The organism is Caballeronia sp. LZ035, assembly GCF_031451175.1.
Taxonomy (GTDB): domain Bacteria; phylum Pseudomonadota; class Gammaproteobacteria; order Burkholderiales; family Burkholderiaceae; genus Caballeronia.
Genome location: NZ_JARUXS010000003.1, coordinates 1,214,568 through 1,237,544, shown reverse-complemented (window position 1 = coordinate 1,237,544; position 22,977 = coordinate 1,214,568). Strand labels below are relative to the sequence as shown.

At 63.5% G+C, this 22,977-nt stretch carries 19 protein-coding genes; 12 read left to right on the top strand and 7 right to left on the bottom strand.

The genetic code is table 11. From position 1 onward, the window contains the following. Positions 1–6: 6 nt before the first annotated feature. Genes QCE88_RS28290 through QCE88_RS28275 form a run of 4 tightly spaced genes read right to left on the bottom strand, consistent with a single transcriptional unit; the run spans position 7 to position 3,458 of the window. Positions 7–1,173, bottom strand: a complete 1,167-nt coding sequence (locus QCE88_RS28290) for an ABC transporter ATP-binding protein (protein WP_309908186.1) — start codon at positions 1,171–1,173, stop codon at positions 7–9. Continuing rightward, positions 1,170–1,823, bottom strand: a complete 654-nt coding sequence (locus QCE88_RS28285) for an ABC transporter permease (RefSeq protein ID WP_309908185.1) — start codon at positions 1,821–1,823, stop codon at positions 1,170–1,172. Before QCE88_RS28285 ends, QCE88_RS28290 begins: the two co-directional genes overlap by 4 nt. Before the next feature lie 19 nt (positions 1,824–1,842). Beyond that, positions 1,843–2,745 carry a glycine betaine ABC transporter substrate-binding protein gene (locus tag QCE88_RS28280; RefSeq protein WP_309908184.1) on the bottom strand — a complete coding sequence of 301 codons (903 nt, stop codon included), beginning with the start codon at positions 2,743–2,745 and terminating at the stop codon, positions 1,843–1,845. Beyond that, complete coding sequence (locus QCE88_RS28275) at positions 2,742–3,458, bottom strand: ABC transporter permease (protein ID WP_309908183.1); 717 nt, start codon at positions 3,456–3,458, stop codon at positions 2,742–2,744. The genes QCE88_RS28280 and QCE88_RS28275 overlap by 4 nt, the downstream gene beginning before the upstream one ends. Before the next feature lie 362 nt (positions 3,459–3,820). On the opposite strand from QCE88_RS28275, the gene QCE88_RS28270 reads away from it, so the two are divergent. From QCE88_RS28270 to QCE88_RS28260, 3 genes are all read left to right on the top strand, one after another. Continuing rightward, entirely contained in the window at positions 3,821–5,560 is a 1,740-nt protein-coding gene (locus QCE88_RS28270; RefSeq protein WP_309908182.1) for a diguanylate cyclase, read from the top strand. A 160-nt stretch (positions 5,561–5,720) separates the two neighbouring features. After that, positions 5,721–8,249, top strand: coding sequence for an ATP-binding protein (locus QCE88_RS28265; protein WP_309908181.1), 2,529 nt, complete (start codon positions 5,721–5,723; stop codon positions 8,247–8,249). 202 nt (positions 8,250–8,451) lie between these two features. Then, the gene (locus tag QCE88_RS28260; protein WP_309908180.1) at positions 8,452–9,855 is read left to right on the top strand and encodes a lipase family protein; all 1,404 of its coding nucleotides are present in this window, start codon (positions 8,452–8,454) and stop codon (positions 9,853–9,855) included. Positions 9,856–9,879: 24 nt separating this feature from the next. Here QCE88_RS28260 and QCE88_RS28255 read toward each other — a convergent pair whose 3' ends face one another. Further along, positions 9,880–10,512 carry a dihydrofolate reductase family protein gene (locus QCE88_RS28255; RefSeq protein WP_309908179.1) on the bottom strand — a complete coding sequence of 211 codons (633 nt, stop codon included), beginning with the start codon at positions 10,510–10,512 and terminating at the stop codon, positions 9,880–9,882. Positions 10,513–10,888: 376 nt separating this feature from the next. On the opposite strand from QCE88_RS28255, the gene QCE88_RS28250 reads away from it, so the two are divergent. Next, positions 10,889–12,001 carry a hypothetical protein gene (locus tag QCE88_RS28250; protein WP_309908178.1) on the top strand — a complete coding sequence of 371 codons (1,113 nt, stop codon included), beginning with the start codon at positions 10,889–10,891 and terminating at the stop codon, positions 11,999–12,001. Between the two features lie 5 nt (positions 12,002–12,006). Here the strand turns inward: QCE88_RS28250 and QCE88_RS28245 are convergent, their stop codons facing one another. Further along, positions 12,007–12,945, bottom strand: a complete 939-nt coding sequence (locus QCE88_RS28245) for a LysR family transcriptional regulator (protein WP_309908177.1) — start codon at positions 12,943–12,945, stop codon at positions 12,007–12,009. A gap of 179 nt (positions 12,946–13,124) precedes the next feature. Here QCE88_RS28245 and QCE88_RS28240 point away from each other — a divergent pair, with 179 nt between their 5' ends. The 4 genes from QCE88_RS28240 to QCE88_RS28225 all read left to right on the top strand — a co-directional run bounded on the left by QCE88_RS28240 (position 13,125) and on the right by QCE88_RS28225 (position 17,705). Next, positions 13,125–14,264 (top strand): iron-containing alcohol dehydrogenase, encoded by a 1,140-nt coding sequence (locus QCE88_RS28240; RefSeq protein ID WP_309908176.1) that lies wholly within the window; start codon positions 13,125–13,127, stop codon positions 14,262–14,264. A gap of 68 nt (positions 14,265–14,332) precedes the next feature. Beyond that, positions 14,333–15,637 carry an MFS transporter gene (locus QCE88_RS28235; protein WP_309908175.1) on the top strand — a complete coding sequence of 435 codons (1,305 nt, stop codon included), beginning with the start codon at positions 14,333–14,335 and terminating at the stop codon, positions 15,635–15,637. A gap of 63 nt (positions 15,638–15,700) precedes the next feature. Beyond that, positions 15,701–16,903: an alpha-hydroxy acid oxidase gene (locus QCE88_RS28230; RefSeq protein ID WP_309908174.1), complete on the top strand. Its 1,203-nt coding sequence runs from the start codon at positions 15,701–15,703 to the stop codon at positions 16,901–16,903. A gap of 13 nt (positions 16,904–16,916) precedes the next feature. Then, the gene (locus QCE88_RS28225) at positions 16,917–17,705 is read left to right on the top strand and encodes an SDR family oxidoreductase (RefSeq protein ID WP_309908173.1); all 789 of its coding nucleotides are present in this window, start codon (positions 16,917–16,919) and stop codon (positions 17,703–17,705) included. Between the two features lie 14 nt (positions 17,706–17,719). On the opposite strand, the gene QCE88_RS28220 is transcribed toward QCE88_RS28225, so the two are convergent. Continuing rightward, the gene (locus QCE88_RS28220; protein WP_309908172.1) at positions 17,720–19,984 is read right to left on the bottom strand and encodes a GH92 family glycosyl hydrolase; all 2,265 of its coding nucleotides are present in this window, start codon (positions 19,982–19,984) and stop codon (positions 17,720–17,722) included. A 94-nt stretch (positions 19,985–20,078) separates the two neighbouring features. Here QCE88_RS28220 and QCE88_RS28215 point away from each other — a divergent pair, with 94 nt between their 5' ends. The 4 genes from QCE88_RS28215 (at position 20,079) to QCE88_RS28200 (ending at position 22,881) form a co-directional block, all read left to right on the top strand. After that, positions 20,079–20,351 carry a hypothetical protein gene (locus QCE88_RS28215; protein ID WP_309908171.1) on the top strand — a complete coding sequence of 91 codons (273 nt, stop codon included), beginning with the start codon at positions 20,079–20,081 and terminating at the stop codon, positions 20,349–20,351. Between the two features lie 434 nt (positions 20,352–20,785). Then, entirely contained in the window at positions 20,786–21,802 is a 1,017-nt protein-coding gene (locus tag QCE88_RS28210; RefSeq protein ID WP_309908170.1) for an aldo/keto reductase, read from the top strand. A 9-nt stretch (positions 21,803–21,811) separates the two neighbouring features. Then, positions 21,812–22,231: an SRPBCC family protein gene (locus QCE88_RS28205; RefSeq protein WP_309908169.1), complete on the top strand. Its 420-nt coding sequence runs from the start codon at positions 21,812–21,814 to the stop codon at positions 22,229–22,231. Between the two features lie 317 nt (positions 22,232–22,548). Then, positions 22,549–22,881, top strand: coding sequence for a hypothetical protein (locus QCE88_RS28200; RefSeq protein ID WP_309908168.1), 333 nt, complete (start codon positions 22,549–22,551; stop codon positions 22,879–22,881). Positions 22,882–22,977 lie beyond the last annotated feature (96 nt).

Sequence of the window (22,977 nt, the reverse complement as noted above, 5' to 3'; positions counted from 1 at the left end):
CGACAATTACACCCCCACCGTCTCCCCCACCCGCGCCACCGGCCCCTGCCCGGTCTGATGCCGCGACCTCCCCGAACTCAAATAATCCGCGATCGAATCCTGCGTGATCTCGCCGACGTAATGCCCATCGGCATCCAGCACCGGCATCCACGACGACCGGAACTGATACATCTTCGACAGCACGATCCGCAAATTGTCATCCGGCGACACAGTCGCCTGAAACTGCGTGAGCTTGTCGCCGCATACGCCTTGCGCCCCACGCGCCGCGCGCCGCGACACGAGTCCGAGCGCATGCCGCTCGCCATCCAGCACGGTCAGATAGCGGCTATCGCTTTCATCCATCAGCGCGAACGCATCGGCCAGCGGCGTCTCGGCGCGCACGGTATCGGGCTGCGTCGCGGCGTCCCCGGCCTTGACGAGCAACAGCCGCTTCAGCGTGCTGTCAGCGCCGACGAACTGCCCCACGAACTCATCACGCGGATGCGCCAGCAAGGTATCCGGATGATCGTATTGCACGAGCTTGCCGCGCCGGAACACGGCCACGCGGTCGCCCAGCTTGATCGCTTCGTCGATATCGTGGCTCACCATGATCACGGTCTTCTTCAACTGGCGCTGCATCGCGAAGAATTCGTTCTGGATGCTCTCGCGGTTGATCGGATCCACCGCGCCGAACGGCTCGTCCATCAGCAGCACGGGCGGATCAGCGGCCAGCGCGCGGATCACGCCGATGCGCTGCTGCTGCCCGCCCGACAACTCGCGCGGATAGCGCTTCAGGTACAGCTTCGGATCGAGCGCGACCATCGACATCAGTTCGGTCGCGCGCTCGGCGCAGCGCTTCTTGTCCCAGCCGAGCAGGCGCGGCACGATCACGATGTTCTCTTCGATCGTCATGTTCGGAAACAGGCCGATCTGCTGGATCACGTAGCCGATATGCCGGCGCAGGTCCACTTCATTGAGCCCGGACGTATCTTCGCCGTTGATCAGCACGCGTCCCGAAGTCGGCTCGATCAAACGATTGATCATCTTGAGCGTCGTGGTCTTGCCGCAACCGGACGGGCCGAGGAACACGCAGATCTCGCCCTCTTCAACCTTGAGGCTCACCGAGTCGACGGCGTTCACTTTCTGGCCGTCCTTCTGCGTGAAAGTCTTGGTCAGGCGGTCGAGTTCGATCATGTCTTTTGCACTCCCTTCGGTGTCAATACACGCTGCAATGCCTGCAGCAGCAAGTCGGCGACGATCGCGAGCAGGCTCACGAGCACGGCGCCCACCAGCAGTTTCATCATGCTGCTCTGGCCGATCGCGCGCACGATCAGCGAGCCCAGTCCCCCCGCGCCGATCACGGCGGCAATCGTCATCACGCCGATGTTCATCACCACGGCGGTGCGCACGCCGCCGAGAATCACCGGCACGGCCAGCGGCAGTTCCACGAGACGCAGCCGTTGCCACGCCGTCATGCCGATGCCGATCCCCGCTTCCTTGATGCCCGCTTCCACGTTGCGCAGCGCGAGATAGGTGTTGCGCATGATCGGCAGCAACGAGTACAGGAACACGGCGGTGATCGCCGGCACCGCGCCGATGCCTTCGCCGAAGCGCGAAAACACCGGGATCATCAAGCCGAACAGCGCGATGGACGGCAGCGTCAGGATGATGGTCGCCACGCCGAGCAGCGGGCCGGCAAGCCACGGATAGCGATTCATCACAATGCCGAGCGGCACGCCCGCGATGATCGCGCAGCCCACGGCCAGTCCCACCAGATAGCAATGCTGCAAGGTCAGTTGCAGCAGTTCGGGCCAGTTGGCGCTCAGATAGTCGGTCAGACTCATCGTTCAATTTCCTCCGTCTTCAAGGCAGCTTGTGCGCGCGCAGAAACTCGCTCGCGACCGCCTGCACCGACTTGCCATCGATATCGACCTGCTTGTTCATCTCCAGCATCGCGTCGTTGTCGAGTACGGCGGACAGCGCGTTCAGCTGTTCGGCAAGCTTGGGGTTCTGCTGCAACACCGTCGCGCGCACCACAGGCGTGGCGTTGTACGGCGGGAAGAAGTGAAGATCGTCTTCGAGCGGCACGATGCCGAAGCCCTTCACGCGGCCATCGGTGGTGTAGACGAGACCGATGGTCAACTGGTTGTTATGCAGCGCCGTGTAGACCAGTCCCGAATCCATCTGCCTTGTCTCGGCGCGGCTGAAGTGCAGGTCGTAGGCGGCTTCCAGCGGCTTCAGTCCATCGGGACGATTCGCGAATTCCGCATCCATGCCGAACACGTGGCGCGTGCCTTTCGGGTCGCGCTTGAGTTGCTCCGACAACTGCGAGATCGTGCGGATGCCCGACTTGCGCGCAGCTTCGGCCGGAAGGCCGAGTGCATACGTATTGTTCAAGGGCGACTTGTTCAGCCACACGAGCCCTTCCTTGGCGTCGAGATCCTTGACGCGCTGGTACATCTCGTCGGGCGACATCTTGTCCTTCAGCTTGTGATAGACGAGCGCGGCCGTGCCGGTGTATTCCCAGGTGAGATCGACCTGGCCGTTTTCCTGCGCGCTGCGCAGGAGCACGCTGCCGAGACCGGTGCGCGCGTCGATCGTATAGCCGCGCGCCCGCAGATACTGCGATGTGATCTCGGCCAGCACATACTGCTCGGTGAAGTTCTTGCCGCCGACGACGAGATTCGCCGCCAGCACCGGCACACTCGCGCAGGCGCTCAGCGCAACGGCGGCGAACGCAGTGCGGAGAAAGCGGGAAAGCCTCATGGCGTCACCTCGCTGCCGTTGGTCCAGCGCCGGCTTGCGGCGGACACGATGGCGTCGAGCAGCAGCGCGAGGATCGCGGTGCCCGCCGCGCCGAGCAGCAGCATCTGGTTGTCGTTCAGATAGATGCCGGGGAAGATCAGCGTGCCGAGACTGTCCGCGCCGATCAGATAGGCGAGCGGCGCCGTGCCCACGTTGATCGCGAGCGCGGTGCGCACGCCGCCCACGATGATCGGCATCGCGTTGGGCAACTCCACGCGCATCAGCGACTGCATGCCCGTCATGCCGATGCCGCGCGCCGCTTCGAGCAGCGAGGCGGGCACGTTCTTCATGCCTTCGTAGGTGTTGCGCGTGATCGGCAGCAGCGAGGCCAGGAACAGCGCGATGACGGCGGGCGTATCGCCGATGCCGAAGATGCCCAGCGCGATGGCGAGCACCGCGAGCGAAGGCACCGTGTTGCCGATGTTGAAGATCTGCATGAAGCCTTCCGCCTGCCGCGCGAGGGCGGGGCGGCTGAGCGCCACGCCCGCGGGGATGCCGATGACGATGGCAAGCGTCATCGAAATGCCCACGAGCAGTAGGTGACGGCCCGTGTAGTAGGCGAGATCGCCGGAGTATTTATGCCAGGTACTGGCGTCGATGGCGCGCGTCAGCAACACGGCCACGAGTACGATTGCCAGCAGGCTGCCCAGGATTTGGACAGTGCGTCGGGACATGGAAAGGGTCTCCTTGTTCGAGGGGCGAGCGTGGTGAATACACGCTGCGTCGTGCGCCGCTGCCGACAGACGCGGGCGCCGAATGGGAGCTGGTTACAGCCGGAATGGAAAGAATGAGCGCGAAGGCGCTGGCCACTCGCCGCTCAGCAAGGCTGGGCGAGGGTTGAACCAAAAGTGAGGTGTCGGCGTCTCCGTTTGGGCAATTGACGAGCCTCTGAACGAGGCGGCGAACAGAAAGCCATTAGCAAGCGATGTGCCCACTAGCAAAAAATGTGCTGAAAGCGCTCAATTTGAACGTTCTTGTGCCGTTGTAGCGTGATGCGTCACACTAATGACAAACCGGCGATGGCACCAGCGTGCGTATGACGACCTCCGTATCGGACGATCCTTCCGGCATCCTGCTGACAGAACAGCGCGATTCCGCGCTGCAGACCCTGTGCCGTCTGGCTCGCACGCATTTCCAGGTGGCCAGCGTGGCCATTGCGGTTCAGGATCAGGATCGTCACGGTGAAACGTGCCTCGTCTTCGACGGCGCGCCCGTCTTTCAACTTCCCGACGCTTCTACCGACAATGCACCCACATGCATCGTCGCCTCATGCGATCTGACCGATGCCTCGGGACGTGCCGTGGGCATGCTCGCCCTGATTGATCCCGCGCCGCGTACCTTCGACACAACCCACACGACCTTCCTCCGCGATCTCGCGAAACTCGCCGAACACGCGATCGCCACGGCGGAACAAGGCGAGCGGCTGCACCGCCGGATCGGCAGGATGAAGGAGGACGGCGAGCTGACTTCGCTTGCGCTCTCGGGCAGCGGGACGGGCGTGTGGGACCGCAACGTCATGACCGGCGAGATCCATTATTCGCCCGACTGGCATGCGTTGATCGGCTATGAACCGCATGAGTTGAGCAACCGGATCGAGGATGCGGTCGAGCGTCTGCATGCCGATGACCGTGACTACGTGAAGGCCGCGATGCAGGCGCATTTCGACGGCAACACGCCGAGCTATGCCGTCGAACACCGGATCCGCTGCAAGGACGGCAGCTACAAATGGATCTGCAGCCGGGGCAAGGTAGTCAGCCGCGACGGCAGCGGCCGCGCGCTGCGCATGGTCGGCACGACGACCGACATCACCGCTCTGCGCGAACTGGCGCAGCGCTTGCAGCACTCCATCGACCTGGTGACGAATCTCACGCATCAGGTGCCCGGACTCGTGTTCCAGATGCACCAGTCGCCCGATGGCCAGTGCCGCTTCTCCTACGCAAGCGACGGCATCCGCGAGATCTACGAACTGGCGCCCGAGGACCTCCAGCGGGACGCCCACGCGATCGATGCGTTGATCGATCCACGCGATCTCGCCGCCTATCGGGCGTCGCAGCGGGCCTCCGCCGCCAGTCTGACGCCATGGCGGCTCGAATATCGCGTCAATCTTCCGCGTCAGGGATTGCGCTGGCGCGAAGGCGAGGCGCGGCCGCAGCGCGGCGCGGACGGCAGCACCGTATGGCACGGCTTCATCACGGACGCGACCGAACGCAAGCGCATCGAGGCGGAGCTTCAGTCGCTGGCGACCACGGACCATCTGACGCAGTTGTCGAACCGGCGTGAATTCGTGAGCCAGAGCCAGGCCGTGCTCGACGCGTTCCGGCAGCGCGTGCTGTCATGCGCATCGACCTTGCTGCTCGACCTCGATCACTTCAAGGTGCTGAACGACCGCTGGGGACATTCGCTCGGCGACCGCGCGCTCGCACATTTCGCGGCACTCTTGCGCGCGGCGGTGGAGCAGGGCGCCATCGTCGCGCGCATCGGCGGCGAGGAGTTTGCTGTGCTCTTGCCCGGCGCGGACATCGAGTCCGCCCGCGCGCTGGCCGGGCGCCTGCAGGCCCGGCTCCACGCCACGCCGCTCCTGCATGGCGATGAGCGGATCGCGATGACCGTGAGCATCGGCATCGATTCGATGCTGATCACGGATATCGAAGCGGCGCAAACGCTGTCACGCGCCGACATCGCGCTGTATGGCGCGAAGAAGCGCGGCCGCAACCGGATCGAGGTGTACAGGAACGCGGCGCGGCCGGACATCGATGTGATTGCCGGCGTGAGCTGAACGCAGCGCTTCAAAGGACGATAGCGTCCACTCTTTGTCCGCTTCACATGCGGAATATCCCTGCTTTTCCAGCACTCGAACGGTCATGACTGCCTTAAACTAGACGGCCGTTCGCCGCCGCGTGCGCCGCCGGATCAAGCCTGGAACAAGAACTCATTTGATGACTCAGCCTCTCGACTCTGATGCGCAACGCATGGCCGCGCTCGTGCGCCATGACGTGCTCGATACGCCGCGTGAATCCGCCTTCGATGACATCGCCAGCCTCGCCGCCTCGATCTGCGGCGCGCCCATCGCGCTGATCAACTTCATCGCGGCGGATCGTCAGTTCATCAAGGCTGAAGTCGGTCTCGGCGAGCACGCGGCTTCGTTTGAAAGCCCGTTCTGCACACAGGCGCTGCGGGAAGCCGGGTTTTTCCAGATCTCCGATGCCCTCGACGATCCGCGCTTCGCCGGTCATCCGCTCGTGACCGGTGCGCCGCACGTGCGCTTCTATGCAGGCGCGCTCCTGACAAGCGCCGAGGGACTTCCGCTCGGCACGCTCTGCGTGATGGACCCTGCGCCACGCAGTCTCGACGCAACCCAGCAGCAGGCGCTGCGCATGCTCGCGCGCCAGGCCATGGCGGCGCTGGAACTGAAGCGCGCCACGAAAGACGCGGAGGCGTATCGGGTGCGGTATGGCGCGCTGTTCCATGCCATCGATGACGGCTTCTGCACGATCGAGTTCTTCGACGGTCCGCATGGCCCGTTGAGCGACTACGCGCACATCGAGGCGAACCCGGGTTACCAGCGGCACACGGGAATTGCGGACATCGTCGGCAAGACCTTGCGCGAAGTCGATCCCACCGATGCGGACCAATGGATCGAACTGTATGGCGGCGTGTTGCGTACCGGCATCCCCGCACGGTTCGAGCGCTATTTCATCAGCGCGGGACGGCACATCGAAGTGTCGGCGACCCGCGTCGAGCCGCCGAGCCTGCGGCAAGTGTCGGTGCTGTTTCGCGACATCTCGGCGCGCAAGAAGGCCGAAGCCGCGTTGCGCGCCAGCGAGGCGCTCGCGCGGCAGAACATCGAGCGGGTGCAACTGGCGCTCGCAGCGGGCGCGATCATCGGCACCTGGTTCTGGGACTTGCCGAGCGACCGCTTTACCGTCGACGCAGCTTTCGCGCATTCATTCGGTCTCGATCCCGCGCAAGGATATGAAGGCCTGAGCCTCGCGCAAGTGATTGCGAACGTGCATCCCGACGACCGCGACGGTCTCACAAAAGCATTGAGCGAAGCGCTGCAACGCGGCGGTCACTATGCGTATCAGTATCGCGTGCAGCGCGCGGACGGACGCTATTACTGGATCGAAGCAAATGGCCGTGTGGATCACGGTGCCGACGGCACGCCATTGAGATTCCCGGGCGTGCTGCTGGACGCCGAGCAGCGCCGCACCGTGGAAGCAGAACGCGATCGCGCGGCCGCGTCGCTGCGCGCGCTGAACGAGACGCTCGAACAGCGCGTCGCCGCGCGCACCGCCGAACTGATGCGCGCAGAAGAACAACTGCGACAAGCGCAGAAGATGGAAGCCGTCGGGCAACTCACGGGCGGCCTGGCGCACGACTTCAACAATCTGCTGGCGGGTGTATCGGGCTCGCTGCAATTGCTGAGCATTCGCCTGAGCCAGGGACGTGTCGCCGACGTCGACAAATACGTCGTGGCCGCGCAGGGCGCGGTGCGGCGTGCGGCCGCGCTGACGCATCGCTTGCTGGCATTTTCACGCCAGCAGACGCTCGACCCGCGTTCCACCGACGTCAATGCGCTCGTCAACGGCATGACCGATATGATCCAGCGTACGGTCGGGCCGGGCATCCGGGTGGAGGCGGTCGGCGCGGCCGGCCTGTGGCCCGCGCTCGTCGATGCCGGGCAACTCGAGAACGCGCTGCTCAACCTGTGCATCAACGCGCGGGATGCGATGCCGGACGGCGGCGCCATCACGGTGGAGACGGCCAACAAGTGGATCGACCACACCGCCGCGCACACTCACGACATGCCCGAAGGACAGTTCCTGTCGCTCTGCGTGACCGACACCGGCACGGGCATGACGCCCGACATCGTCGCGAAGGCCTTTGATCCGTTCTTCACGACCAAGCCCATCGGCATGGGCACCGGACTCGGCCTGTCGATGATCTATGGCTTCGCGAAGCAGTCGGGCGGACAGGTGCGCATCTATTCGGAGCCGGGGCAGGGCACGACGGTATGCATCTATCTGCCGCGCTTCTACGGCGACGTCGCGCGCGACCTGCCCGATCACGACGCCACGCCCATCTCGGGCGCGGAGAGCGGCGAGACCGTGCTGATCGTCGATGACGAACCAAGCGTTCGCATGCTCATCACCGACGTGCTGGAAGAGCACGGCTATACCGTCATTGAAGCGGCCGACAGCGTGGCGGGCCTCAAGGTGCTGCAATCGAATGTGCGCATCGACCTGCTCATCAGCGACGTGGGTCTGCCCGGGGGCATGAACGGCCGTCAGATGGCGGATGCGGCGCGCGCGTCGCGGCCCGATCTGAAGGTGCTCTTCATCACCGGCTATGCGGAGAATTCGGTGATCGGCAATGGCCGCCTCGACCCCGGCATGCAGGTTCTGACCAAGCCGTTCGCGCTGGAAACGCTTGCCGAGAAAGTCAGGCAACTCGTCGACGGTTGAGTGCGGCGCCGTCTTTGCCGCACGCGGCCTTGTGATGGTGATCGCGCTATTTCCTGAACAGTCCGCCCGACTGTTCATTTCGGTTTGATCTCGTTGCTCCCTTATCGCTTCCGCCCATAAGCTGGCCGCGCTTGTCGTGACCAACGTGGGTACATGACGCGAAAACTTCATTCATGAGGGAAGCATGGAGGCACCGCAATACATGAAAGCACGATCGAAACTTGTGAAATGGATGACCGGATTGTTGCTCGGCCAGAGCATCCTTTATGGCGGCGCGGCGATGGCGCAATCGAACACGGATGCGTATTTTGCGGTGCCCGATAGCTACGCCGCTTTTGACTTTGCAACCTGGCAGCCGTTGTGGATGAGTCAGGCGAACGGCACCCCGCTGGCGGTCAAGGCCATCAACCTGCCCGACGGATTTCCCGGCGGTTCGACCGGTTACCAGGTGCTCTACAAATCCACCGCCGGCGGCAAGCCCGTCACGGTCGTCACCACGCTGGTCCTGCCGCCGGCGGCTTCGGCCAGCGCCCTTGGCGGCCTGACATCGAAGAAGGGCACGCCGCTCATTTCCATCCAATATCCGGAGGATGATCTCGTCACGACGTCGCAGCCGTCCTATGTGCTTCTGAACGACACGGACCCGGCCAGCGTATATGCCGCGATAGCCGCGCCGATGCTCGACGGCGGCATCGCGATTGCCTTTCCCGATCACGAGGGGCCGAACTCCGAGTTCGATGTCGGTCAACAGATGGGACCAGCCGTCCTCGACGGCGCACAGGCCGTTCTGAACTGCGCTGAAGGAGCGGGAGGCTGCACCGGCATCACGCCCGCGTCCGCAGGCGGGCTGACGGCAACGAGCCCCGTAGGCTTGCTCGGCTACTCCGGCGGCGGCGGCGCCTCGACCTGGGCCGCGGTGCTGCACGGAAGCTATGCGCCCAGGCTCAACGTGGTCGGCGCCGCGCTCGGAGCGAGCTCGAATTCTGATCTATCCACGATCGTCACCGGACTGGATGGGACCGCGGAGGGAGGCCTCGCTTATGCCGCGATCGTCGCCATGGGGCGGTACGATCCGGTGAATTACACCTCCTTCAAACGCGCCGTGACCGGCGCTGCTGCAACCGTGTTCAGTTGCATGGACACGTCCGCCGCGCCGTCTTCCTGTTCTGCCACAGGATCCTATCCGGCCTTTCTGCCCACCTTGAACGCGAGCGGCCTGGGCTATCTGAATGCCATGTTGACGGCCAACAGCGTGAACGGCACGGCATACGCGCCCGATATGCCGACGCTCGTGTACTACGACATCGGCGATACGCTGATCCCGTCGTCGACCGACTTCAGGATGATCCAGTCTTTCTGCAAGGCACGAGCCACCGTGCAGGTGCTGCAAAGTCAGGTCAGCCTGTTCCCCAGTCAACAGGTGCATGACGCCGCGGCTTACGCGTTCAGCGTGCCCACCAACTATCCACTCCTGTTCCTGGTGCATCGATTCCTCGAATACTACGCAGGTCAGGCCTACGCGGGGCGCAACGACTGCGCTTCATTCGCCATGCTCAAAGCTGCGCCCGCTGGAACATACCCCGGCCAGGCGCCGCTGGTGAACTGAGGCAACGCGTAATGCCTTGCGGTTTCAGGTCCGGGCAGGTTCATCGAACGAGCCTGTCTGGACCTCGCCCGCGCGCACATAGCGCGCGATCAGCACGCCGCCCGGTGTGTGGACCATGTGCGTCAACTCGAAGGCCCGCGTCTGTGCGTCGTCGCCGAACAGGCGTCGGCCCCGTCCGAGCATGACCGGGAAGGTCAGCAGGCTGAGCTCGTCCACCAGGCCGGCCGCGAGCAGTTGGCGCACCATGTCGCCGCTTCCAAAGGTCAGAAGGTCTGCGCCTTCCTGCGTCTTGAGCGCACGGACTGCTGCGGGCAGGTCGCCGTCCAACGCGCGGCTGTTATGCCAGCCGAGGCCGCTCCTCCGATGCGTGGCGACGTGCTTCGGCACCCCGTTGAATTTCTCCGCGAGCGCATGACTGGGGGCGTCAGGCGGCACGTGCGGCCAATGCGACGCGAAGATGTCATAGGTGCGCCGCCCGAGCAGCAGTTCAAAGGGCTTCGCGAGCAAGCGCTGCACGTTCTCGCCGATGGCGGGATCGGCATAAGGAACGATCCAGCCTCCCAGGCGGAAGCCGCCGCTGATGTCCTCGTTCGGACCGCCGGGCGCCTGCATGACGCCGTCCAGACTGCTGAATGCCGAAACCGTGAGTGTGCGCATCGTGTTCTCCAGGGTGATGCCGATACGACGAACGAGGCGTGCGCAAATCGACAGGCGTTATCCGGAATGAAACGAGAATTTTCTTTGCGGGATTCGGCGATCTGATTCGGCGAATAATCAATTCGCACGATTAGCACGCACCGCCTGCGATTCAATTTCAATCACGCATTTGTAATTCTTCGAAATCCAGGTTCGGAATTTAGGCGACGGATTTTCAATATAAATACCGTTAAACGATCGCTGCATGTGCGTCACTTATTTGATCGGAGGCTATGCGCCCATTCAAGGCGTTTTCGGCATTTGAAGAATCAGAGAACCAAATCGGCTTCAATCAAAGTGTTTATTGCGCGATCGAAATTTAACAGTAGGAGCTTCCATGAAAATCAGCGTCTCTCTGGCCGGTTTATCCGTCACCTTGCTCACGGCCGGCCTGATCACCGGCTGCGGCGATTCTGACAGCAACAGTGGGTTATCTTCTCCGCCTGGTGCGCCGTCGGGCAGCGCGCCGTCCGTCAGTGTCTTCGCCGGGCAGCTCAACACGGCAGGTTCCGCAGGCGGCTCGCTCAGCAACGCCCAATTCGACGAACCGATGGGCCTCGCTGCTGACAAATCCGGAAACATCTATGTCGCGGATGAGAGTGCCGAAACGATCAGCAAGATCTCGAACGGGAGCATCTCGATTTTTGCCGGGACGGCCTATCAGCAAGGCTCGTCCGATGGCGCCGGCTCCGCGGCACGGTTCGAGGCGCCGCAGGAACTGGCCATCGATCCATCCGGCAATCTATATCTGACCGACGGGGTGCCGAATTCCGATGCGGCGACTGTCAGAAAGATCACGCCCTCCGGCCAGGTCAGCACGATCATCGATCCGGCCACCGGCCAGGCCTTGCAAACCAATGGCAGCGTGGCGATTGCCGCGGATGCGCAGTCGAACGTCTATATTTTCATGACCAATCGGTCGACGGGCGCCGTGCAACTCACGCAGGTCACCCCTGCTGGCGCGGTCAATCCGGTCACGCTGACGAGCACCTCGGCTGCCCCCGTGCTGCTGATCAATCCGCAGGCGCTCGCGGTGGATGCGTCGAACAATCTCTATATCTCCGACGACGACATCAATGGCGCGGCAGGGGCGTTGTACAAGGTGTCGCTCAACGGCTCGGCGGGGCAGGCAACGCTCCTTGCCGGCTCGGTAGTCAGTTCCGGGGCGAGCGACGGCACCGGCGCGCTTGCTACCTTCAACGGTCTGGACGACCTGGCAATCGACAGCAGCGGCAATATCTATGCAGAGGACTTCTTCAATCAGACGATCCGCGAGATCACGCCGGCGGGTGTGGTGACGACCTTCGCGGGTATCGCGGGCCAGTCCGCGCTGAACCTTGGCCAGTTGCCGCAGCCGCTGCCGTCTCTCGACGGATTGGCGATTATCGGATCGACGCTCTACATGTCCGCACCTGACAACAGCGTCGTGTTGCAGATTGCGCCGCTCTGAAGGCTTCAGCGAAACTGCCCCTCGGCCTTGCCGACCAGTTCGTCCCGCAACAACCGCGCGCCGGGCGACAGCGGCGCCCCGCGCGGGGTGACGAGTTCATAGGGTTCGCTGCGGGACGTGAACGACAGCGGCAGGATGCGTGTGGCTTCGTGCTGCACGAAGAACTGCGCGACGTCGATGGACACCAGCGCCACGAACGAAGGATTGTCCTGGAGCAGGCTCAGCGTCGCGAAGGCGGACGTGGTTTCCAGCAGGCTCGAAGGAAAGCGGATGCCGGCCTGCTGGAATTCGCGTTCCAGCAGCACGCGCATGGGCATGTTGGCGCGATAGACGACCCATCGGTACACCGCCAGGTCCTTGAGCGTCAGCTTCTTCGCCTTGCGTAACGGATGCTGCACGTTCGCGACTACCGCGAGCGTCTCCTCCTGCAAGACGAGGCTTTCATACATGTCCGGATGCTGGCTCACCGAGGTTCGGCAGATGGCGAGGTCCAGCCTTCCCGCGTCGATGAGACCGAGCAGCGTCTCGCTGGCGTCCTCGATGATCTCCACCGACATCTCCGGCTGACGCGCGATGAGCGCGGACACGGCCCGTGTCAGCAAGGGCACGGCGCCCATGATGACGCCGACCGCGACGCGTCCGCCATGCCCGCGCAGAATGCCGGCGATCTCTTCCCGCATGTGCGACAGGTCCGTGTAGATCAGCCGCGCATAGCGGATCGCGCAGTGTCCCACTTCATTCGCTTCGAGTCCGCGCCGCGTGCGCGTGAACAGCGCCGTGCCGAACGTGGTTTCGATTTCCTGAAGCGCCTTGCTCGCGCCCGGTTGGGTCAGTCCGACCTGATTGGCCGCTTTCAGGAGTGAGCCGTGGTCGCTCAGCGCCACCAGCAGCCGCAACTGCTTGAGGTGAAGGCGCGAGGCAATGGAGTTGAGCGTGGGCGTCATGTGACTTGAGCGCGAGTTATACCAGCATAAAAACTTCTCAATTTTGCTCCCTGGCGCGGCTCTCTATACTGCGGCGAAAGAACCCATAAAACAGTGCGCTTCGGCCATTTACAGGTAACGGGCGGCGTAGTTCGAACGCCCGTCGAGCATCGGTCAACTATAACCGAAGGTCATTCATCATGTCTCTCATCAACTACGTAACCCAGATCCAGTTCGACTTCGGCGCGGTAAATCTGCTGAAGAGCGAATGCGAACGTCTTGCGATCCGACGCCCGTTGATTGTCACCGACCGGGGCATCCGCGCTGCCGGCATTCTCGACATCGTGCTGAAGGTGCTGGAGCGCGCCGACGGCGACATGATCTACGATGCCACGCCGCCGAATCCCAACGAAGCCGCCGTGCGCGATGCGGTGGCGCTGTACCGGCAGTCGGACTGCGACGGCATCATCGCGGTGGGCGGCGGCTCGTCGATCGATCTGGCGAAGGGCGTGGCCGTCTGCGCGACGCACGAAGGCCCGCTGCAAAGCTTCGCCGTGATCGAAGGCGGCGCAAGCCGGATCACCGCGAAGACGGCGCCGGTGATCGCAGTGCCGACCACGGCCGGCACCGGCAGCGAGGTCGGGCGCGGCGCCATCCTGATCCTGGACGATGGCCGCAAAGTGGGCGTGATCTCGCCGCATGTCGTGCCGAAGGTCGCGATCTGCGATCCCGGTCTGACGATCGGCCTGCCGCCGCTGCTCACGGCTGCGACCGGCATGGATGCGGTCGCGCATTGCCTGGAAACCTTCATGTCGCCGCTGCGCAATCCGCCCGCCGACGGCATCGCGCTCGACGGCCTGCGACGCGCGTGGGCGCACATCGAGCGGGCCACGCACGAGCCCACCGACCAGGCCGCGCGCGAAAACATGATGATGGCCTCGATGGAAGGCGCGCTCGCGTTCCAGAAGGGACTGGGCTGCGTGCATAGCCTGAGCCACGCGCTGGGCGGCATCGACCCGCGCCTGCACCACGGCACGCTCAACGCGATCTTCCTGCCGGCGGTCGTGGAGTTCAACCGCAGCGCGCCGACCATGCGCGACGAGGACAAGATGGCGCGCATGGCGAGCGCCATGCGCCTGCGTCACGACACGGACCTCTCCGCGGCGCTGCGCGACATGACGGCGCGTCTCGGCCTACCGACCGGCCTTCGGGCGCTGGGCGTGACGCGCGACATGTTCCCGCGCGTCGTGCTGGGCGCGCTGAAGGATCACAGTCACAAGACCAATCCGCGCGAAGCATCGGAAGCCGATTACCTCGGCTTGCTGGAAGCGTCGTACTGACACATCGACGAACGAACGGATGCCCGCACAAACGAGGCGTCCGCGCATGACACGGACGGAGACACCGCATGAACAAGAGCAAACGGATCGTACGGATCCAGCGCATTTCCATTTTCTTTCTGACTCTCGCGGGCAGCATCAATTATCTGGATCGCAGCGCGTTGTCCATCGCGAACAGCGTGATCCGCGGCGAGATGGGCATGAGCGCGTCGCAGATGGGACTGCTGTTGTCGGCCTTCTCGCTGGCCTATGCATTCGCGCAACTACCGGTCGGCATGATGCTCGACCGCTTCGGTGCGCGCGTGATGCTGGGCTGGGGCATGATCCTGTGGTCGGTCGCGCAGGCGTGTTGCGGACTGGTCGGCAATCTCCAGCAGTTCTTCATCGCGCGCGTGTGTCTGGGCGTCGGCGAAGCGCCGCAGTTTCCAGCCGGCGCGAAGGTCATCGGCGAATGGTTCGCGGTGCGTGACCGCGGCACGCCCACCGGCATCTTCGTCGCCTCCACGACAATCGGGCCGGCGATCGCGCCGCCTATCCTCACCGGCATGATGCTTGCACTCGGCTGGCGCAACATGTTCTTCGCGACGGGCGTGTTCGGCATTCTCGTGGCAATCGGCTGGTATGTGGCCTATCGCAATCGCGACGAAGTGAAACTCGCGGCAGAGGAAACCGCGTACCTGAACCAGGACTCGCAAGACGATGCGGACAGCAAGCCGCTCAGCGGTGCGCAATGGCGCAGCCTGTTCCGGCAAAAGACCACATGCGGCATCTTCTTCGGCTTCATGGGTGTCATCTATACCGTGTGGCTCTATCTGACGTGGCTGCCGGCGTATCTCGAACACGAGCGCGGCCTGAGCATCGCGAAGGCGGGTTGGGTCGTCTCGATTCCCTATGTCTTCGGCACGCTCGGCATGCTGAGCAGCGGCTTCACGGCGGACCGGCTGTATCGCCGTGGCATGCAGGCCATCACGAGCCGCAAGTGGCCGATCTGCGTCGGCCTGATCGGCGCGGCGGCCTTCACGGTGCCGGCGGCGCTGACGCCCTCCACCACGCTTGCCGTGATCTACATCTCGGGCGCGATGTTCTTCATCAACCTCGCCTCGGGCGGCGCATGGTCATTGATCTCGATTGCCGCGCCGCGCCAGGCGGTGGCCTCGCTCGGCGGCATCCAGAACTTCGGCGGCTTTCTGGCCGGCTCGGCCGCGCCCATCGTCACCGGCATCGTCGTGGACCGGACGCATTCGTTCGTCGCTTCGTTGATCGTCAGCGCGGTCATCGCCTTGCTCTCGGCCGTGGCGTATCTGCTGCTCGTGCATCGGCCGGTCGCGGTGTCGGAGGATGTGGAGGAAAGCGCCATCGGCGCGCTTTCCTGATTCGAACGCCATGTTGGCCCTGCGGGCCTTCTGAAAAGATCTTCTGTCGGAGTTTGAGTTCCAATGCGGACAGTCACGTGTGTGGAAGACCTTCGCCTCATCGCGAAGAAACGGGTGCCCAAGGCGTTCTACGATTACGTCGACAGCGGCTCGTACACCGAAGCGACCTATCGCGAAAACAGCCGCGCGTTTGCACGGCTGACGCTGAAGCAGCGCGTGGGCGTGAACGTCGAAGGACGCAGCACCGCAAGCACGATGCTCGGCCAGCCGGTGGCGATGCCCGTGGCCATCGCGCCGACCGGACTAACCGGCATGCAATGGGCCAACGGCGAGATACTGGGCGCCCGCGCGGCGGAGCGCTTCGGCGTGCCGTTCACGCTCTCGACCGTGAGCATCTGCTCCATCGAGGACGTCGCGCGGCATACGCAGGCGCCGTTCTGGTTTCAGCTGTACGTGATGCGCGACCGTGGCTTCAACCAGTCGCTCATCGAGCGGGCGAAGGCCGCCGGCTGTTCGGCGCTGGTGGTCACGCTCGATCTGCAGATCAACGGCCAGCGTCACAAGGATCTCAGGAACGGCATGACCGTCCCGCCGCGTCTGACGGCCGCGAACCTGCTGGACTTCCTGCGCAAGCCGGGCTGGGTGATGCGCGCGGCATCGGGCAGGCGCAACTTCGGCAATCTCGCGGGCTTCATCAAGGGCGGTGACGATGTGATCGCGATCAGCAAGTGGGTGGCATCGCAGTTCGATCCGAGCCTGAACTGGAACGACATCGCGCATATTCGCAGTCTGTGGCCCGGCAAGCTCGTGCTGAAGGGCATCATGTGCGCCGAGGATGCGCGCATGGCGGCTTCGCTGGGCGCAGATGCCATCGTCGTCAGCAATCATGGCGGACGGCAGCTGGACGGCGCGCCATCGACGGTCGAGGCCTTGCCCGCCGTGGTGGACGCCGTGAAGGACGCCGCCGAAATCTGGGTCGATGGCGGCATCCGCACCGGGCAGGACGTGATGAAGGCGCTGGCGCTGGGCGCGAAGGGCACGATGATCGGCCGCGCCTTCATGTATGCGCTCGGCGCGATGGGCGAACCCGGCGTTTCGCGGATGCTCGAGATCCTGAGAAGCGAACTCGACGTGACGATGGCGCTCACCGGGGTGCGTTCCATCGGCGAGATCGGGCTGCATAACTTTCATGAGCCGCGTGTCACGCAGGCTCATCACGCGCGCGCGGCCGAGGCCGTGGCGCAACTCGAAGAACCGGTCATCTGATGGGAGACACGCAATGAACTTGCAGATCGAAGGTAAATGGGCGCTCGTGTGCGCCGCGAGCAAAGGCTTGGGCCGAGGCTGCGCCGAGGCGCTGGTGGCCGAAGGCGTCAACGTGGTGGTGACGGCGCGCGGCCAGGAGGCGCTGGAATCCACGGCTGCCGGACTGCGGGCGCTGAACCCGGACGTGCAGGTGATTGCCGTGGCCGGCGACATCACGACGAACACGGGACGCGAGCAGGCGTTGAGCGCGGCGCCGCACATCGACATCCTGGTGAACAACGCGGGCGGTCCGCCGCCGGGCGATTTTCGCGACTGGACCCGCGACGACTGGATCGCGGCGCTCGACGCGAACATGCTGACGGCCATCGAACTGATGCGCGCGACCGTCGATGGCATGGCTGCGCGCGGCTTCGGGCGGATCGTCAACATCACGTCGGGGGCCGTGAAGGCGCCCATCGACGTGCTCGGCCTCTCCAATGGCGCGCGCTCCGGGCTGACCGGCTTTGTCGCGGGTCTGGCGCGGCAGAAGGGCATTGCCGGTCATAACGTGACCATCAACAATCTGCTGCCCGGCCTGTTCGACACCGACCGCCTGAAGCAATCCACCGAAGCAGCGGCGACGTCGCGAGGCTTGAGCTATGACGCCGTGCTCGAAGCGAAGCGGCAGGCCATTCCGGTGGCGCGCTTCGGCACGGCGCAGGAATTCGGCGCGATGTGCGCGTTCCTGTGCAGCGCGCACGCCGGCTACTTCACCGGCCAGAACGTCCTGATGGATGGCGGTGCTTATCCGGGCACGTTCTGAAGCGTCTCGCCCGGCTAGTGAGTGGCGGGCGTGGCCGGCGTGGCGGCGAACGAAGGCAACGCCGACACATCGGTTCCCCATGTGCTGGTCGCCGGATTGGCGGTCATCGTGAACGCGAGCGTCGCGCCTGTCGCGAAGCTGGCGAGCGGCATCCAGGCGGATGCATGCGACGCGCCGTTCAGTTGCAGCGACTGCACGTAGTACGACGCGCTATTGCTCGAACCCGTTCCCGGCGCCGTGATATGCAGCAGCCTGGTGCTGCCGTCGAGCTGACCGAGGCGCACGTCGATCGTCTCGAACTGCGGGCTCGACAGCACGACGCCGCTCACACCCGGCACCGCCGGATAGAGACCGAGCGAAGACCAGACATACCAGGCCGAGATCGCGCCGAGATCGTCGTTGCCGGGCAGACCGCTTGCGCCGGTGCCGAACTCGGTCGCAAGCGACGTGTGGAGAACCTGCTGCGTATGAGACGGCGCGCCGGCCCAGGCATAGACCCAGGGCACCGCCATGGTCACTTCATTGCCGACGTAGAAATACGGCTGAACGGTGCCGATGTTCAGGTGCGTGAAGAAGGTGTCGAGCCGCTTCACGACCGATGCCGCGCCGCCCACCTGGCCGATCAGCCCGCCGAAGTTCTGCGGCACGTACCACGTATATTGCTCGGCATTGCCTTCCATGAAACCCGTGCCGTCCGTGATCCAGTTGCCGGCCGCGGTTTTCGGCTCGATCGAACCCTGATCGAGCAGGTTCTGCCAGTTGCCGCTCGACTGGAGCATCGCGCCGGCGGTCGCGGTGTCGCCCATTGCCGCGGCAAAGCGCGACACCGCGAAGTCGCGCATCGCGTATTCGAGGGTATTCGAGGCGGACTGATTGTCGTCCGGGGTGCCCGACGAGGGCACGTAGCCAGACTGGTTGTAATCGGCACGGCTGGCCATCACCGGCGAGCCGGCGCACGCGGCGCCCGGGACCGAGCTGCTCTTCATGATCGACAGCGCGCCTTGCGTGTCGAAGCGCGTCGCGCCGAACGCGTAGGCATTCGCCACGATGCTGCTGCCGGCGTCGCCGGGCATGACGGATGTTTCGGTATTGAAGTAGGCCCAGCGCGGAAACGCGCCGCAGGTCTGCGCATCGAGGATCAGCGATTGCACGATGTCGCTGGTTCGCACGGGATCGAGCAGTGCCTGGAGCTGCATGAACGAGCGGTCGATGTCCCAGCCGGAGAAGTTCGCATACATCGAACGGCCCTGTGCGACCTGCCGCGTGGCCGGCGTTGCGCTCGACGTGAAGAAATCCAGGTATTGACCGTTCACGTCATTGAACACGTTCGGATGCAGCGATGCGTGATACAGCGCGGTGTAGAACCGGGTGTTGTCCGCGTCGCTGCCGCCTGTCACCTGGATCGCGTTCAGACGTGTGTTCCACGCGGCGCTTGCGGCGGATCGCACCTGGTCGAAGTTCCAGTTGGTCTGTCCGGCTGCATTGCTGTCGGGGTTTTCGGCGGCGAGATTCGCTTTGGCATTGGCCTCGCTGACGAACGAGATGCCCAGCTTCATCATGATTTGCTGCGGCTGGCTGCCGGCCGCGAACGTAACCGTAAAGGGTTGACTGGACTTGAGCGTGGGCGTCTTCGCGAATGGCTGACTGAATTCGACGTAGTAGTGCAGCGGCACCGCCTGGCCGGCCCAGCAGAACCCGCCGCCCGCGATGGTGCCCGACAGCGCATTGGTGCCGGCAAGCTTGACGGTGTCGCTCGTCGAAGACTGTGCGCGGTCGTTCAGGACGGTGGGATCGATGGCGATGGTGGCCTGCTGTCCCGCTGCGAGCGTCGGAAAGCTAAAGCGGGCAAAGCCGGTGCGCAGGGTGGCGGTCAGTTCGGCCTTGATGCCGTTGTCGAACGTGACGCCATAGTATCCGGCCTGCGCGCTCTCGTTAGCGTGACTGAAGCTTGCGGTCGTGCCGGCGGCGCCGGGAGCGAGTTGCGGCATCACGTTGAGATATCCGCCGTTCGCCCAGCAGCCGGTGCCGCTCAGGTGCAGCACGCTGAACGCCGTGATTGAAGAGTCGCCGTACCAGTAGCCTCCCGAGAATCCGGAACCTGCTCCGATCGAGGCGTCGTATTGGGCGTTTGGCGTCATCGGACTCCATTGCATCATGCCGAACGGCAGCGTCGCTCCGGGGAAGGTGCCGCCGCCCATGCCGGAGCCTACGGGATCGGCAGGTTGGTCTGTTGCGTAATCCGTGCCGATCAACGGGTTGACGAATCCGGTGAGCTGCATGTCCGGAGGGAGCGCGGGGCTGGATGCGGCGGACACTGGTGCGGTCGCGGCGGGCGGTGTGGAAGTTTTGGCGGGAGCGGGCTGAACAGTGGTGTTGGAAACGGGAACGGAAGACGATCCGGCAGGAGCGGATACGGGCGATACGACAGCAGTCTGCGATGACGCTGCAGGCGCGGTGCTTTGCGTGCCGTGTGCCGCACTCGTCAAACCTGGCGAATTCGAATCGCCTCCACAGGACGCCAATGTAATGCACAGCGCCAATATTGCACTTTCCAATCCCCGGTTGATCCGCATGCTGTCTCCGTCTGGTCGCCGAGCTGAAACCTTCACGCTGACAAGTGAATGGTTGTTTAGTGATGCTTCTTGAACGCTTAAAGATTAAGGAAACGTAGCCTGACGGCGTGTTTCGAGGAACCTGTCGAAGGGAATGAATCCGATTATGTGAAGCCTATAAAAACGCGATTTATTTTTCTATTCGTATTACTACGAGTTTTTAGCGAGTCGCCTAAACGGGGTTTTATAGCCGCGATTATTTCGATAATCGCGACTCAATCAATTCGGTGTTGGATTTAACTCATCTTCAAGGCGGGAGCGAGGACCGGCAACGCGGTTCAGCATGAGCCTGCAATGCGGCAATCGGCCGTCTGAAATTGGAAGACTCGTCAGGAAGGTCCAAGGACAATGAAATAGACGAGACAGCGGAGACAGCAACGGCATTCCGCGATTGCCTGGCGCCACGCGCCGCGCTTGTCGTCAATGCGATTTCAAACTTTCAATCTCATCTCGATCCAGGAGTCAGGCATGAGTATCCGCAGCAGCTTGTTGAGCGGCCCGCATGGTTTCGGCGCGGCCCCTTTGGGCAACATGTTCCGCAACATTCCGCAGGAAGAGGCGCTCGCCACCCTCGATGCCGCGTGGGAACAAGGCATCCGCTATTTCGATACCGCGCCGTTCTACGGCGGCGGGCTGTCGGAATTGCGCGTCGGTGAAGGACTGGCGAAGCGCAAGCGCGACGACTATGTGCTCAGCACCAAGGTGGGCCGCATCATCCTGGATGAAGTGGTGGAGGGCGCGCAGGAGTTCGGCGAGAAGGGCACGCTGTTCCAGTACGGACGAAAGAACAAGATCGTCTACGACTACACGGAGAGCGGCACGCTGAAATCCATCGAAGACAGCCTGAAGCGCTTGCAGACCGACAGGATCGATTTCGTGTGGGTTCACGACATCGCGCAAGACTTTCACGGCGATGCGTGGCTCGCGCAGTTCGAGATCGCGCGGACGGGTGCGTTCCATGCGTTGTCGCGTTTGCAGAAGGAAGGCGTGATCAAGGGCTGGGGGCTGGGCGTGAACCGGGTCGAGCCGATCGAACTCACGCTCGGACTGGATCACGCGCATCCGAACGGCATGCTGGTGGCAGGACGCTATTCGTTGCTGGACCACGAGACCGGCTTGCAGCGCCTGATGCCGGCGGCGCTGGAGAAGAAGGTGGATATCGTGATTGGCGGTCCGTACAGTTCGGGCGTACTGGCGGGCGGAAGCCACTTCGAGTATGCCCCCGCGAAGCCGAAGATCCTCGCCAAGGTGGAACGCATCAAGACGCTGACCGAGCAATACGACATTCCGATCAAGGCGGCCGCGTTGCAGTTCTGTCTGGCGCATCCGGCGGTGGCGGCGGTCATTCCGGGCGCGAGTCATCCGGGACGTATCGCCGAAGATTCAGCGGCGCTCAAGACGAAGATTCCCGACGATTTCTGGCGCGAGATGCGGGAACAGGGCCTGGTGTCGCCGCTCGCGCCCTTGCCCATCGACAAGAAGTAAGGAGGCGTCATGGCTGAAGCATCCACCAGCATCGATATCCATCTTCCGGCCGATCAGGCGTGGCAACTGATCGGCGGCTTCGGATCCCTGCCCGACTGGCTGCCCTACATACCGAAGAGCGAACTGAGCGAAGGCGGCCGCGTGAGGCATCTCTCCAATCCGGATGGCGAGGCTATCGTCGAACGGCTCATCGCTTTCGATAACGCCGGCAAGAGTTATAGCTACGCGATTCTCCAGGCGCCGTTTCCGGTGACCGACTATCTGTCGACGATCAAGGTCGTGGACCTCGGCGCGAAGGGCTCGCGTGTCGAGTGGTCGGGGCGGTTTCAGCCCAATGGCGTGAGCGACGCGGAAGTGTCGCGTTTGTTTAAGGGCATCTACGAAGATGGATTGAAGGCGCTTGCTGCGGAAGTGGCGAAGAAGAAGTGAGGTGATCGCCGCCTGCTCTGCCATCGGGCGGAGCAGGGGCGGGTATCGCCGAGTTCCGGGCGCGGCGGTTTGGGGGCGGGGAGTATCGGCACGAGGGGCTGGAGCGCAAGCGCACTGCGCCAGATCGAAGGGTCTTTTTTCGAGGTCCGAACATTGAAAGTAGGCGAGGCGGCATGGACGTGATTCGTTCGCTTCTTGGCCGAATGCGGCGCTTTCGCTTCTCGTCCTTGACTTAACAATTCGGAATTTAATCATTCCGTTGCAGTGCTGGATGCAGGAAGCTCGATAGCTTCGATCAACGAGGCTTCGAGTGCACGATGCAGACATGGCAACTCACCCATAGGGTTGATCGTCAGCTAATTGCGGTGCGTGAGGATTGGCTGTGTTTTCGCAGTCATTCGCGCGCATCTCTGCTCGACTGGCAGGCGAGCCGTGCTCCCGATTTTGACTTGGGGATCGATCCGGCATTGCGTTCGAACAGCAAGGTCCAGCGCGTTGCGCAGCAGGCGCTTTTCCGCGTTGAAATCCTCTATGGGCAACGTAGCGAACTGACATCGCGACTACCACGCGCCCGGTATGGCGAAAACTGTCCCGAGACAAGCGAGCCGGTATCGCCCGAAGCGGTCAATAGTCTTGAGGAACAAGCTTAGTGGGCATGCTGGCGGTCACGCACCTGACGCCAGTGGTCGGCGTGGACGTGCATATGATTCAGACGCCTGCGGGCGTCGTCTTGCCGCTGCCGCATC

What these genes read in the sequence shown, in the direction of transcription:
- QCE88_RS28210 (WP_309908170.1), top strand. Translation starts at nt 20,786, where the DNA reads ATGAGTATCCGCAGCAGCTTGTTGAGCGGCCCGCATGGTTTCGGCGCG.
- QCE88_RS28270 (WP_309908182.1), top strand. Translation starts at nt 3,821, where the DNA reads ATGACGACCTCCGTATCGGACGATCCTTCCGGCATCCTGCTGACAGAA.
- QCE88_RS28235 (WP_309908175.1), top strand. Translation starts at nt 14,333, where the DNA reads ATGAACAAGAGCAAACGGATCGTACGGATCCAGCGCATTTCCATTTTC.
- QCE88_RS28285 (WP_309908185.1), bottom strand. Translation starts at nt 1,823, where the DNA reads ATGAGTCTGACCGACTATCTGAGCGCCAACTGGCCCGAACTGCTGCAA.
- QCE88_RS28245 (WP_309908177.1), bottom strand. Translation starts at nt 12,945, where the DNA reads ATGACGCCCACGCTCAACTCCATTGCCTCGCGCCTTCACCTCAAGCAG.
- QCE88_RS28290 (WP_309908186.1), bottom strand. Translation starts at nt 1,173, where the DNA reads ATGATCGAACTCGACCGCCTGACCAAGACTTTCACGCAGAAGGACGGC.
- QCE88_RS28275 (WP_309908183.1), bottom strand. Translation starts at nt 3,458, where the DNA reads ATGTCCCGACGCACTGTCCAAATCCTGGGCAGCCTGCTGGCAATCGTA.
- QCE88_RS28230 (WP_309908174.1), top strand. Translation starts at nt 15,701, where the DNA reads ATGCGGACAGTCACGTGTGTGGAAGACCTTCGCCTCATCGCGAAGAAA.
- QCE88_RS28200 (WP_309908168.1), top strand. Translation starts at nt 22,549, where the DNA reads ATGCAGACATGGCAACTCACCCATAGGGTTGATCGTCAGCTAATTGCG.
- QCE88_RS28240 (WP_309908176.1), top strand. Translation starts at nt 13,125, where the DNA reads ATGTCTCTCATCAACTACGTAACCCAGATCCAGTTCGACTTCGGCGCG.
- QCE88_RS28220 (WP_309908172.1), bottom strand. Translation starts at nt 19,984, where the DNA reads ATGCAGCTCACCGGATTCGTCAACCCGTTGATCGGCACGGATTACGCA.
- QCE88_RS28255 (WP_309908179.1), bottom strand. Translation starts at nt 10,512, where the DNA reads ATGCGCACACTCACGGTTTCGGCATTCAGCAGTCTGGACGGCGTCATG.
- QCE88_RS28265 (WP_309908181.1), top strand. Translation starts at nt 5,721, where the DNA reads ATGACTCAGCCTCTCGACTCTGATGCGCAACGCATGGCCGCGCTCGTG.
- QCE88_RS28260 (WP_309908180.1), top strand. Translation starts at nt 8,452, where the DNA reads ATGAAAGCACGATCGAAACTTGTGAAATGGATGACCGGATTGTTGCTC.
- QCE88_RS28205 (WP_309908169.1), top strand. Translation starts at nt 21,812, where the DNA reads ATGGCTGAAGCATCCACCAGCATCGATATCCATCTTCCGGCCGATCAG.
- QCE88_RS28250 (WP_309908178.1), top strand. Translation starts at nt 10,889, where the DNA reads ATGAAAATCAGCGTCTCTCTGGCCGGTTTATCCGTCACCTTGCTCACG.
- QCE88_RS28225 (WP_309908173.1), top strand. Translation starts at nt 16,917, where the DNA reads ATGAACTTGCAGATCGAAGGTAAATGGGCGCTCGTGTGCGCCGCGAGC.
- QCE88_RS28280 (WP_309908184.1), bottom strand. Translation starts at nt 2,745, where the DNA reads ATGAGGCTTTCCCGCTTTCTCCGCACTGCGTTCGCCGCCGTTGCGCTG.